Source organism: Pseudomonas corrugata, assembly GCF_050920615.1.
GTDB lineage: Bacteria > Pseudomonadota > Gammaproteobacteria > Pseudomonadales > Pseudomonadaceae > Aquipseudomonas > Aquipseudomonas corrugata.
On sequence record NZ_CP130434.1, the window covers coordinates 3,180,785 to 3,193,387 of the forward strand.

A 12,603-nucleotide genomic window follows, 5' to 3' on the forward strand; every position below is an offset into this window, starting at 1 on the left:
GGGCCGTTACGCTGGGCCAGCCGCTGACCTTGATCGTATGTCTGATGCCATTTTTTTTCAGATTGAGGATCTGGCCAGCCTTGGTCCGCGCGCCGGTGAGCTCGCAAACCTCCTCATGGGACAGAAACTGGATGCTCATGCGATGTTCCATGCCGCGCGTGGCGGCAGAAGGTGTTGATGGATCAGGCCAGGTCGGCCAGCGAGAAGACGATGCCCCGGCAATATTTTTCGACGTCGTCCAGCACTTCGAATGTGGCGTGGGGGATACCAGTTGCTGCTGGCTGCCGGTGTTGGTCACCGTCGTCAGCGGTTCATCCATGCCCTTCGCGTCGGTGGTGTTGAACCCCCCATTCATCTGGGCCATGAACACCGTGGACACGCCCATAGCGTGAGCGGCCCCGGCTGGGCGCTGGTAGTTGTCACCGCTGGTAATGGTTGGCAGCGGTTCGTCGAGCGCTTTGCCTGCATCGTTGAACCGGAACTTCACCAGGTGCGCAGCGGCCGCGGCATATTTTCCGCCCGATGCCATGATGGTGCCGAGCGGTTCACTCAGATCAGCGGTGCGTGGTGCTGATCCTGGTTTATCGCCGTTCCCCAACTGCACCAGCGTTGCCGCAGACATAGTCAGCTCGCCGCGATTGGCGCACGTCACCGTCGGCAGCGGCTCAAGCGGGTCGTTGATTCTGTCGCTGCCCTGGTGGGTGGCTGGCGCGATAACCGGGCTGACTACACTGAATGCGCCACCCTTTGGATAGGAGGTGATGGTACGCAGCGGCTCATGAGCAGACTGGACGGCCTCACCTGACCAGTTGGCGATCGGCACAATAAACGGCGACGGGTTGTCGATGACGAACTTCTTCATGCCCTTGGCAACCCGTCGCAGAGTGGCCGGTGCCAGGTCTTTCTTGCGGCCGAAGATGCTTTTGCCCAAGTCGCTGAAGTCGATGCAGTCGGCGGCTGTCTTCCACTTCTGCTGACCCTTGACCGGGTTCTTCGCGTGGGTGGGCTCAGGCCACACGATTGGCTGGCCGTCGCACCGGGCGATCATGAACAAGCGTTCCCGGCTCGTCGGCGCGCCGAAGTCGCAGGCCTTGATTACCTTCCACTCGACGACATAGCCCATGCCCTCCAGCAGGGCGACGAAACGGCGCCAGGTTCGACCGCGGTGCTTCGGGTCTGGCACCAGGAACTGCTGGCCCACCGGCACCACCTCGCCCGGTACCGCCACGTCCCCGCCGAGCTTCACGACGCGGCCTGTAGCCTTGTCACGCTTGGCGATCAGGCGACCCCATTGGAGGATCTGCTTCACGTTCTCCAGGCTGATCACCCGGGGCCGCTTCATGCCGGCCCACTTGAGCCCGATCCACGACAGGTTGCGAATCTCTCGCTTGCGCGGCTGGCCGCCGGCGGCTTGGCTGTGGTGCGTGCAGTCCGGTGACATGTGGAACCAGCCAACCGGACGGCCGCCGCATTCCGTATCCGGATCACCCTCGAAGACATCGGTGGTGAAGTGCCGGGCGGCCGGATGGTTGACGGTGTGCATGCTGATAGCGGCGGGGCTGTGGTTCTTCGCCACGGCCACAGCGCGGCCCAGGCCCATCTCCAGCCCGGTACCAGCGCCGCCACCCCCGCAGAAGAGGTCGACGACGATCTCATCATCCTGGGGGTTGAAGCCGAGTCCATACTGGGTTTTGAAATCGAAGGGGTGTTTCTTCCGGTGAGCGGACATAGGGGATCCTCGCCAACTGGCGTAGTGAAGAAAATTAGGGTATCTATGGAGTTGAGGGTGGCATTAGGCCGCCATGGAGTTGATTGTAGGAGTTTCAAAATGGCGAAAAAAAATGACGATGTCCTAGAGAAGCCACCCTTGACTTGTGGATTGGTCATGCCCATTTCGGCAATGGATGGATGTAACGCGGAGCACTGGGTTGAAGTTAAAAATATTATCTGTGATGCAGTAAGTAGTATTGAAGATGTTACATTTGTGGCGAAGCTTGTAAGTGAGCAAGATGATGTTGGTGTTATTCAAAAGCGCATTGTTCAAAATATCTATTCATCAGACATAGTTGTCTGTGATGTCAGCTGTAAAAATGCCAATGTTATGTTTGAACTAGGTATGCGGTTGGCGTTTGATAAGCCAACTATTTTAATAAAGGATGATAAGACTGATTTTTCTTTCGATACTGGTGTGATTGAACATCTTTTGTATCCAAGAGATTTGCGTTTTTCACGCATTGTTACGTTCAAAAAGTTGTTGGCTGAAAAAATCACTGCGACGTACCAAGCCTCTATCGATGACCCACATCATTCTACATTTCTCAAAAATTTTGGAAGCTTCAAAGTCGCGTCTGTCGATCAGACAGTAGGTACGCCCGATCAAGTAATGCTAGATATGATGCAGGATTTATCTCGGGAAGTTGCACGAATTGGTCGCAGAGTATCTCGTGATTACTCACCCCCCAAGTTCTTATAAAGAGCCGCTAACTTCTGAATTTATTGATGAGATTATCGTTGCTTTGAGACATTATAAGGAGAAAAATCCCGCCGCGACGGTAGACAGTTGCGTGGGTGATGAAATGTTCTACGATTTTCTACTTAGTAACACAAGAAGTGTGCGTAATTTCAAATCTTATGACGAATTCAAGAGGAATGTTAATGGGCTTATTACTATGAATCCACATCTTTTCTAGTGGCTTGCGTTATACAGAAGCTTTGTTGTCGCTGGTTCGTTCGGTGTATCTGAAATACAACGAGTCACGGCTGAGATAAAGATTTAATCGATAGAGATACGTGATGCCTCTCGTTGACTGAACTGTTGAAGCTTCCGCGCCACAGACGGCGAAACCGTGATTTCGTGTCGCGGAGGTTGAAAGAAAGGCGCAGAGCCTTTCGGACCAAGTGCATGCAAGTGATGTAGGGCCAGGGTCATTGCCTCACCCTGTTCATCGATCTGATGCCACTCCATCAAATCAGCAAGCACCTGCCTGGTTCCGACCAGCGCATGCATCCGCAATTCCTCTTCGCCGCGCTCCTTTCTCTTCGCCGAGGCTTTCGCCGAGCGATCTGCATTGCTTTTGGCCATGGCCTACCTCTTCAATTCCGCTGGCCGGCAGTGCCAGCCAGGTCTGTCGTTTGCGTTGTTGGGCGCGGAAACGTCTCACGCTGCTACCTTCACCTGGTTCCATGCGCCGACCGAGGCCAGCAGAGAAGACAGTTGCGCCTCCGTGACCCGGGTGTTGCCAGGCACGGCCAGCCAGCCCATGCCAACCAGATGGTTTGCATTGCAGTCGGCTTTCACCTCTTCATAGAAATGCTCGAGCACATCAGAAAGCCTTTCCACCATGTGGACGCCATCCGGCGTGATGTCGATGGACTTGATGTATTGGGCACCATCCTGCCGAACGCAGATGCCGGCGATGTAGATCGTCCAGCGGTGGGCTATATCGCACAGGGCGTCGGAAACCGCTCTCGACAGAATCTGCTTCCCATTCTTCCAATTGATCATTACCTGTACGCCGCTTGGGTCGATATTGATGCGCGCCTCAGGCTCCAGCTCATGGCCTCTGCGCATTTGCCAGGTTTCAAAGCCTCCATCCAGCGGCGCACCGCCAATCCGCTCGACTGCTAACTCGAAGGCGTAGGTCAAAGCGGCGCTTGATGGCTCACCGACTTTCTCGCCGTCAAGGGCACGCTGAACGACCTCGGCTTTCGGTCCAGCCTTGTAGCCGGCCAGATCGCGGGCGCGGGCCTCGCTGTGGCCGGCAAGAATGGCGTCGACGTAGGTACGTTGCTGTGCGGAGAGTCAAAGCCGCGCCCGTCTGTTGAGGCGCCGGACAATCTGCAAAGCACCGCTTTTGCGCGGATCCTTGATCTGGTCAGCGAAGGGGAGATCCGGGGCCTGGTCAATGGCATGCGCTCGGTATTCCTCGACGAGACGCCGCTGGCAAACGCGGATGGCAGCCTGAACTTCAGCGGGGTGACCCTGGACGTGCGCACCGGTAGTCAGGACCAACTGCATATTCCTGGCTTCCCTGCTGTGGAAAGCGAGATTGGAATTGGCGTTGAGCTTCGCTCCGACCAGCCATGGGTGCGGGCGATCAGCAACCTGCAGCTATCAGCGGTACGTATCCGTCTTTCGGTACCGCGGCTGGCGCAGACCAACACGACCAATGGCGACACCAATGGCTACACCATCCGCTACCGGATCGAGTTGTCCACGGACGGCGGGCCATTCGTTCCTGTGCTGACTGCCGCCTTCAGCGGCAAGACCTCGACGAAATATGAGCGTTCGCACCGTGTGGATCTCCCTGAAGCAGCCAGTGGATGGACCGTGCGGGTTGTTCGATTGACCGCCAACTCCACCAGTGGCGCTATTGCTGACACCACCAATGTCGACGCCATTACCGAGATCATCGACGCGAAGTTGCGGTACCCAGGCTCAGCGCTCATGGGATTGCAATTCGACGCCTCGCAGTTTCAGTCGATTCCAACCCGCTCGGGCGACTGGTACGGTCGGATCATCAAGGTACCGAGCAACTACGATGCGGAAACCCGGACCTATACCGGCGTCTGGGACGGCAGCTTCAAGAGCGCCTGGACTGACAACCCTGCCTGGATCTTCTACGACCTGTTGCTGCACTACCGCTATGGCCTCGGCCACCTGCTGAATGCCGCGCAGGTGGACAAGTGGGAGCTGTACCGAATCGGGCAGTACTGCGATCAACCTGTTCCAGACGGTAAAGGCGGCACAGAGCCGCGCTTCACCTGCAACCTGTATCTGTCCGTGCGCGCCGACGCGTTGCGCGTGCTTCAGGACCTGGCTACCACGTTCCGAGGCATGGCGTACTGGGCTGCCGGCTCGGTGATGGCCGTGGCCGATATTCCCGAAGATCCTGTTTACACCTACTCGAATGCCAACGTCATCGATGGCAAATTCGGCTACACCGGATCGGCCAAGAAGACCCGTTACACCGTTGCCCTGGTGAGCTGGAACGACCCCGCCGACTTCTACCGCCAGAAAGTCGAGTACGTGGACGACCAGGCGGGGATTACCCGATACGGCATCCAGCAGACCGAGATCACGGCGACGGGCTGCACCTCCCAGGCACAGGCACAAAGGATCGGTAAATGGGCATTGCTCACCAACCGCCTGGAAACCGAAAGCGTTGGATTCTCGGTCGGCCTGGACGGAACCCTGGCCCGCCCCGGGCAAATTATCCGCGTCGCCGATAACGATCGGGCAGGCCGGCGCATTGGTGGCCGTCTACGCTCTGCCACCTTGGACACGCTTGTCCTTGATGCTGATGTCACCGCCTTCCCGGGCGACACCATCACGCTGATCATGCCCAATGGCAAGGCTGTCTCTCGTTCCATCCAGTCGGTTGGCTACCCGTTGACCTGGGACAGTACCGGTATCACCTGGGACAATGGGAGCATCACCTTCGACACCACGGGCTTTCCGTCTGAGGTTCAGCAGGTGGTGCTCAGCGTAGAGCTTGAGGACCTTCCGCCGAAACACTCCATGTGGGCTATCGACTCGCCAACGTTGGCTGTTCAGCAGTTCCGGGTCATGTCGGTGATTGAGGATTTTTCGGATACGGACATCAAGTTCACCATCAGTGCTGTTCGGCACAACTCGAGCAAATATGACGCAATCGACAATGGCAGCCGAATCGAGCGCCCGCCAGTCACCGTGATTCCACCCAGCGTTCAAAGCCCGCCTACCAATGTGACAGTCAGCAATGACCACTTTGTTGACCAGGGCAGCGCCGTCAGCGTGATGACCATCGCATGGGACAAGCCAGAGTCTGCGATTGCCTATGAGGTGTATTGGCGCAAGAACGATGGCGACTGGATCTTCGCGGGCCGCACCGGGACCACTTCAATCGAGGTGAGCGGTATTTATGCCGGCCGCTATGTTGCCAAGGTTCGGGCGATCAACTCGCTCGACATTGGGTCGATCTTCGCGACATCCGAGGAAACAGTGCTGAACGGAAAGACAACGCCGCCGCCGGTGGTGTCCACGTTCACTGCTGACTCGATTGTGTTCGGCATCAAGCTCAAGTGGGGCATCCCGCAGGAGTTGAACACTGCCGATCTGCAGCGGACGGAGATCTGGTACGGCGAGACAAACCAAATCAGCAACGCGATCAAGTTCGGCGACTACGCATATCCGCAGACCGACCTGACGATCATGGGGCTGGCCTCCGGAAAAACGTTCTTCTTCTGGGCTCGCCTGGTTGATCGAATCGGCAATGTGGGGGCTTTCTTCGGTCCCGTCTTCGGGCAGTCGTCAGCGGATGCAGGACCGATACTCGATTACCTCAACGACCAGATCACGGAGACACAACTCAGTCAGCATTTGCTGGAAAAAATCGATTCTGGTGGCGGCGCTCAGATTGAAGTTGAGGCACTGAAAACCGAGCTCGCTGCGATGTACAGCATCAAGACCCAGCTTACCGTTGACGGAAAACCTTACCTGGCCGGCATCGGCATTGGTGTTGAGAATGATGAGGGAATCATCACTAGCCAGGTGCTGATCGCGGCCAGCCGCTTCGCCGTGGTCGATCCGAACACCACCAATGTGTTCTACCCATTCGTGATTCAAGGCGGTGCAGCATACATCGATACCGCCTTTATCCGTGACGGTAGCATCAGCATGCTGAAGATCGGTCAATACCTGCAATCCGATAATTACGTAGCCGGCGTTCAAGGATGGCGCCTGGACAAAGCAGGGAATCTCGAGTTCAACGGGCCAGCGCCCGGAGGCGGTCGACTGACTATGACCAATCGCGCCATCAAGGTTTTTGACGAAAACGGTGTTAAACGGGTGCAGCTCGGAGATCTATCGGCATGAGTTATGGCCTGCAAATCTGGGATGAGAGCGGAAACCTGACGCTTGATGAAACCTCGTTCACGATGCGAGTTGTTTACAGTGGGATTGTGAAGGGGGCTAACTCAGTTTCGTATCAAACAATCTCAGTCCCTGGGTTGACTCCTACCAATGGCACGGCTTTTGTCGTGCCTATTGGAAACTACAATGTAAACTCTGACAAACAGCTTGAAACACAAGTTCTGACAGGTGCTGTTCGCGTATATAGCTATATAAGAGGTCGCGAGCAATACAGTAATACTACCGGAACAACAATGCGGCTTATTGTGATAAGGTTTTCGTGATGTCATATGGATTACAGTACGCAAACAGTAGTGATGTCATAACCGTTGATTCAGAATTCACGCGGCTTGTGGTGCTTGCGAAGGGGGCATATGTTCCTAACCAAGAATCTGGCCTTGGATCGGCTACCACATTTCCTAGGACGATAACGAGCCAAGAACCACCTCTTGTATTTATAAGGCCGTCGGGTAGCAGCGGTATAGCTGGTTTGTGCCAGATGCGTGTGACCGGGTCTCCTGGAGCCTGGACCGGCTTCTATGTTCGGGCCTATGACGTAAACACGCTGCAGCCCAATGGGTCCTATTTTGCCTGTGGTTTTGCTGCGACAGCCTTGGCTGATTTCGGTATGAGGCTGTGGGACGGTGATTCGAAGCTGCTTTTTGATAGCGGCACGCCTTATGCGAGGTTTACACGATCATTTCAAAATTGGACCTATGTAAAAACCGACTACACAGGTCCGGGGCTTCCCAGAAACTATTATCGAGTTGCGTTTAATTTTCCTGCTGGTGAGTTTATGCTGATTAATACATTTGGCATGCCTATGCTTGATGATGGGGTGCAAAGTAGGCAGCTTTACTGTTGGTGGGATTTCTCTGGAGGAAATCTATATGCATTAACGGTTGGTTCTTCAAACCCATTTGCATTCTTTCTACCTGCTGTATTTGCCAAACTCTAATTACGTTATTTAGATCAACCAACGAAACCCGCCATTGAGCGGGATTTTTTTTGCCTGGAGAAAAACAATGACAGTTTCCGAGAAAGACCGCGACATCCTGGCTCGCACGCTGTGGGGTGAGGCTCGCGGGGAAGGTCTGGCAGGCCAGATCGCCGTGGCCTGGACCATCCGCAACCGGGTGGAAGACGGCCGGGACAAGTCCTGGTGGGGTGAGGGCTATGCCGGCGTGTGCCAGGCGCCGTACCAGTTCAGTTGCTGGAACAAGAACGACCCGAACTATCCGTACCTGAGTGGCGCGAAGCCGATCCCGCCGAAGCAGTTCGCCCAGGCCCAGCGGGCGGCAGACCTGGTGATTTCCGGCGCAGAGCCGGACCTGACCAAGGGCGCGACCCACTACTACGCCACGACCATGCCGAAGGCGCCGGTCTGGGCCGCCAAGGCAACCCAGACCCTGCGCCTGGGCAATCACCTGTTCTTCAAGGATGTGCCATGAATCCCGTGGGCGTGAAGGCCTGGGCAGTCGGCTTGCTGGTGGCCGTGCTGCTGGCATTCGTTGCAGCTTGGAAAGTCCAGGACTGGCGTTATGGGAAGCAGTTGGCGGAGCAGGCCGGCCTGCACAAGGATGACCTCACCGCCATCAGCAACGCAGCCGCCACCCAGGCCCGAGCCGAGCAGGACAAACGCCTCGCGCTCGAGCAGCGGCTATCAGCCAGCGAACAAACCCACTTCAAGGAACTGAGCGATGCTCAAACCAATCAGGCTCGTCTGCGCGATCGCCTTGCCACTTCTGATTTGCGGCTGTCAGTCCTCCTCGAGGATCCAGCCAGTTGCAGCGCAGTGCCTGCCACTGCCGGCGCCGTCGGCGTGGTTCATGGAGGAGCAAGAGCCCAACTTGACCCAGCGCATGCTCAAAGAATTGTCGCCATCACCGACGACGGCGACCGGGGGCTGATCGCGCTGAAGGCATGCCAGAATTATGTGCTTGAAAATTCTCGCTGAAAAAGTTCGGCGCAAGCACATTTAGGACGAACAGTTGGCTGTTTGGCCATCCAGTACCGAATTCAGTAGTTGGCTCAGGGCTAAAACCGTGTCTGATCAGCAATTGATTGCCGTGGAATATGTCAAGCTTGTGTGCGAGAGACTAGCAAGCCTGAAGCAGTTGGGAGTGACGACCGGAGAACTGCCAGTGGACCAGCTATGTATGTGCGTTAATCTCTTAGAGCCTCTCGCAGTTCAGATCTTATGGTGATTTCTGTTGGTTTTTTCTGCAATGTCTTCAGACGTCTACTATTTTATTGCTAGAGCGGGTTGATATTTTCTTTAGTCCTTCATCTAGTTTCTTTTCCAATAATTGTCTTCTTTCGAAATCGTGAGTTTTCATTATGGTGCTGTCTAGTTTTTGAAATTGATCTAACTCTTTTTCGTTGCCAGTGAAGGCGATTTTATGGCCCTTGAAATAGTTTCCTACATAAGTGGTATAACCCTGGACTCTACAATTGTGAAACATTAATATTTTCATCTCTTCGCTGAATCTCTTTGCGAAGGATTTACTTTCCGCTGATATTCCCAAGCCAGAATAGCAGCCATATATTTTAATTTTTCCGGCGTAACTAGTTTTTAATCCTGCCTCTTTCAGAAAGTCGGCTAATTCCTTTGCGGTTATTCTGCTGTCGTTGTCGATAGATGAGATCGAATCTTCTCCAATGGAGCAGTGACCCAGAATGTATATTGTATCAAAGGACGAAGCTGCTGAGCTTATAGTAGATTCAGCTTTTGTACGGATTCTTTGGTTTGTAGACTTGATGTCTGATCCATTGATGAAGCGATAGTCTGTGTAGTGGTTTTTTATTGAATTAATTCGCTCGCTCGAATCCATTTTGACTTTTTTGATATTTTGCTCGGTGATTTGGTTGTGTAATTGTCTTTTTTTGTGTTTTAAGGATGGTTCGTCGTCGGAGTCTGAGTCAGCAGGTTCTTTTTCTTCTATTTGTATCTCCTTTCGTATTTCTTCATATAGGATTTTTCTTTTTGCGGTGCGTGCGTTATTCCAGTTTTTTTTGGTGTCGGAAAATTGAGTGTCTTCTTCTGTTTCGAAAGGATGTATAACGATAATATTCCTATTCATTGTGGCTCTTCCATGTGGTTGTATGCCTGATAAATTTTAGAATATGACATGAGGGTCACAAAGCTTTCTGTATACGCTATCTCTCAACCCTGTATGGGAAGTCTAGGCGATGGATTGAGTTATGAGCTCGTTCTGTTTGCCTCGCCGACATCGCGCACTTCATTCGGATACTGGCCGATGGCGGCAGAGTGGCTTGGCGCTTGCTCCATTTGCCTAATCAGGTAAGGCTGTTTGTTGGTCCGTCCTCGTCAACCCACTCAAACCGTATTTCGGTCGCCGATTATCGCCTGGTGCGGCCAGTTCGCGCGGAAGAGTGGGCCGTGGGTGACCTTCTCTACTCTGGCATCATCGGTGCTTCCCGATCTTTTGCCCTGTACGACTTCCAGCCGCAGCGTACTAGTTCGGCGTACAAATCGTCGCCCTCCTGGTGGAAGAGGGCGAGCAGTTGCGAAGGCGCTGCACTGTACCGCTCCGGGGGCGCCAGGGTATCGACAAAGGTCCCGGACCACATGACCGACCCAGCCACGAAGTCGTGGATGCCGGTTATTGCGAGAGACGTCCGCACATAAGTTCTCCGGGGCTGGTCAGGATCGATTCTTCCCTGTTCGCATATCCGGAAGGCGATCACCCTCAAAGACCTTAAGCCGCTTGTATAATTCAGCTATTAGGGCGTCCTGGCCCAAGAGTTCCGACCGAGTGCTGTTCGCGAGTTTCGTATTTTCCCGGTACTGATCGCTCAGGTTCCGTCTGATTTTTGCCAGCTCAGCCCGAAGTCGGGCGCACTCTTTAGCCTCGGCTGCATGCATTTCTATCAAGCCGAAAATATCCTGGCGAGCCTTGCGAAGCTGGGTGGTCAGCTCCTGCACTTCGTTCTCCAGCATGAGGCAGGAGTGCCTGTACATCTCCAGAGGAGTAGGGCAGCCCAACCAATCGTCGGTGTCTTCTATGTCTAGCGGATCCACGGGTAACGCCTCAAGCTTTACTGTTTGGATATACAGTAATCGAGGCGCTAGGAAACCGGTGAGGACTCGCCGACGAGCAGCGTGCTGTCAGTCGGGAGAGCTTATTACCGCCAAGGCCATTTTGATGAACTCATCATTCTGAACGAGTGTATCCAAGGCGCCGCACGGCCGAGCCGTTGAGAGCGACCCAGTTAGACAACTCCATGATGGCTGCCTCGAGCGCAAGCTGGTTTTCGTTGATCTTGGAAAGCAGTTGGGGAAGCAGATCGAGGTTGTGCATTTTTGACTCCCGCTGAGTAGAGATCAGCGTAGCAGGGTAGGGATTTTCGGGAGCCATGACGCCGGAGAGGAGAGGGAATACTGTAGGAATATCCAACGCTAAGTTATTGATTCTTATGGGGCAATATGCTTGTTTTTTACCTACTCAATGACACCTGTTTTCCTTTTTAGATCAAGCGGTTGCGCAGGTTTTATGGTCACCTTGACATGGTGGTGGGCTGACAACGATCCGGCGCCTAAGCGCGGGCGCCGGTTGCATCGTAATCACTTTCCTTTCGGTGCCGCATTTCCACGGCCGCCACCTGATGGGTTCCCGGTCTTGCTTGGCAGATTGGGAACAGGTGCTCCTTTCGATCCGCCAGACTTTCCGCCCGTGTTGGGGCCTCCTGATCCGCCACTTGATTTGGTCATGTCAGTCTCCTGGGTAGTGCGATTCCGATTTGCTTATCCACGATGGACATACCTGTGACTCGTCGGCGGCACCTCGGTTCTGATTGCCTGCTGGGCGAGTGAGATGTATGCAACATTGGCATAACGCGTCCGGCCGTTGCATCTGCGGAGTCGTCAATCGCCGTCGAAATCTCCTACATTTTTCTGGTCCGCAATTATTTACAGGTATGCAGAAATATTGGGCTGTATGGCAGGCATTTGCGCACGATTGCGAACCAAAAAACCTATCGGAAGCCGCATCCTCATTGATTTCCTCTCGGGACTTAAAATCCCCCGCTCGTAAGGGCGTGCCGGTTCGATTCCGGCTTCGGGCACCATATAAAACAAAGGGTTGCGTGAGGTATCTCAGGCAACCCTTTTTGTTTGCACCTCAGTCTCCCGAGAGTGCGGGCCGCCCTCATAGCCGCCGCCTGAAGGCCTCAAGTATTTCCCGCATCCCCTTTTTCATCTGCAATTGCGCAATGGTGTCCAGCGGATACCAGAGGCAATCACTGATTTCATTCTGTGGCCTGGCCGCCCCGATGTCGCTGACTGAGGCCTCGAATACATGATGCAGGGTATCGCCGTCGCTGAGGCGCATCAGGTACAACAGGTTTTCGGCGCCCAAGCCAGTTTCTTCTGCAAGTTCTCTGAAGGCGGCATCGGCATGGCTTTCCCCGCGTTCGACGGCGCCGCCTGGCAAGGCCCAACGGCTATTGGGTTTGCGCACCAGCAAAATATGGCGATTTTCCTCGCAGATGACGGTCGCTCGAATTTTCATGGGCACGCTCGTTCAGTGACTGTCATTAAAGTGAAATATAAATGAAATATTAAAGCCCCGTCATCGTCAGTTCCAGCAACATATATAGGCTCATACCCTTACGACCGCAGCGCTGCGGAAAAGACTGAACTTCATTTTGTGCTTTGATTCGTCATCTGTCGGTTTTCCCGACCTTGC

Annotated in this window: 11 protein-coding genes and 2 pseudogenes; 6 read left to right on the top strand and 7 right to left on the bottom strand. The window is 54.3% G+C overall.

Going from position 1 to position 12,603, the window contains the following annotated elements; genetic code table 11:
• Positions 1 to 7 precede the first annotated feature (7 nt).
• A pseudogene (locus QZH45_RS14350) lies at positions 8 to 1,729 on the bottom strand (DNA cytosine methyltransferase); the annotation flags it as partial.
• Between the two features lie 99 nt (positions 1,730 to 1,828).
• Here QZH45_RS14350 and QZH45_RS14355 point away from each other — a divergent pair.
• A complete protein-coding gene (locus QZH45_RS14355; RefSeq protein ID WP_055135479.1) occupies positions 1,829 to 2,473 on the top strand; it encodes a hypothetical protein in 645 nt (214 codons plus the stop codon).
• A 300-nt stretch (positions 2,474 to 2,773) separates the two neighbouring features.
• On the opposite strand, the gene QZH45_RS14360 is transcribed toward QZH45_RS14355, so the two are convergent.
• Both QZH45_RS14360 and QZH45_RS14365 read right to left on the bottom strand, forming a co-directional pair.
• Positions 2,774 to 3,082, bottom strand: coding sequence for a hypothetical protein (locus QZH45_RS14360; protein WP_055135480.1), 309 nt, complete (start codon positions 3,080 to 3,082; stop codon positions 2,774 to 2,776).
• 75 nt (positions 3,083 to 3,157) lie between these two features.
• Positions 3,158 to 3,646, bottom strand: coding sequence for a hypothetical protein (locus QZH45_RS14365; protein WP_055135481.1), 489 nt, complete (start codon positions 3,644 to 3,646; stop codon positions 3,158 to 3,160).
• Positions 3,647 to 3,754: 108 nt separating this feature from the next.
• Here QZH45_RS14365 and QZH45_RS14370 point away from each other — a divergent pair, with 108 nt between their 5' ends.
• The 5 genes from QZH45_RS14370 (at position 3,755) to QZH45_RS14390 (ending at position 8,849) form a co-directional block, all read left to right on the top strand.
• Positions 3,755 to 6,856 carry a host specificity protein J gene (locus QZH45_RS14370; protein WP_237140480.1) on the top strand — a complete coding sequence of 1,034 codons (3,102 nt, stop codon included), beginning with the start codon at positions 3,755 to 3,757 and terminating at the stop codon, positions 6,854 to 6,856.
• Complete coding sequence (locus tag QZH45_RS14375; protein ID WP_081036523.1) at positions 6,853 to 7,176, top strand: hypothetical protein; 324 nt, start codon at positions 6,853 to 6,855, stop codon at positions 7,174 to 7,176. The genes QZH45_RS14370 and QZH45_RS14375 overlap by 4 nt, the downstream gene beginning before the upstream one ends.
• On the top strand, positions 7,176 to 7,850 hold the full coding sequence (locus tag QZH45_RS14380) for a hypothetical protein (protein ID WP_081036524.1): 675 nt from the start codon (positions 7,176 to 7,178) through the stop codon (positions 7,848 to 7,850). The genes QZH45_RS14375 and QZH45_RS14380 overlap by 1 nt, the downstream gene beginning before the upstream one ends.
• 67 nt (positions 7,851 to 7,917) lie before the next feature.
• Positions 7,918 to 8,343 (top strand): cell wall hydrolase, encoded by a 426-nt coding sequence (locus QZH45_RS14385; protein WP_055137357.1) that lies wholly within the window; start codon positions 7,918 to 7,920, stop codon positions 8,341 to 8,343.
• On the top strand, positions 8,340 to 8,849 hold the full coding sequence (locus tag QZH45_RS14390; protein ID WP_055135482.1) for a lysis system i-spanin subunit Rz: 510 nt from the start codon (positions 8,340 to 8,342) through the stop codon (positions 8,847 to 8,849). The genes QZH45_RS14385 and QZH45_RS14390 overlap by 4 nt, the downstream gene beginning before the upstream one ends.
• 277 nt (positions 8,850 to 9,126) lie before the next feature.
• Here the strand turns inward: QZH45_RS14390 and QZH45_RS14395 are convergent, their stop codons facing one another.
• From QZH45_RS14395 to QZH45_RS14410, 4 genes and pseudogenes are all read right to left on the bottom strand, one after another.
• Complete coding sequence (locus tag QZH45_RS14395; protein ID WP_055135483.1) at positions 9,127 to 9,975, bottom strand: hypothetical protein; 849 nt, start codon at positions 9,973 to 9,975, stop codon at positions 9,127 to 9,129.
• A 584-nt stretch (positions 9,976 to 10,559) separates the two neighbouring features.
• Positions 10,560 to 10,856, bottom strand: coding sequence for a hypothetical protein (locus tag QZH45_RS14400; protein WP_231983237.1), 297 nt, complete (start codon positions 10,854 to 10,856; stop codon positions 10,560 to 10,562).
• A 168-nt stretch (positions 10,857 to 11,024) separates the two neighbouring features.
• Positions 11,025 to 11,217: pseudogene (locus QZH45_RS14405) on the bottom strand (hypothetical protein).
• 846 nt (positions 11,218 to 12,063) lie between these two features.
• Positions 12,064 to 12,426, bottom strand: coding sequence for an NUDIX hydrolase (locus tag QZH45_RS14410; protein WP_055135484.1), 363 nt, complete (start codon positions 12,424 to 12,426; stop codon positions 12,064 to 12,066).
• Positions 12,427 to 12,603: the final 177 nt, after the last annotated feature.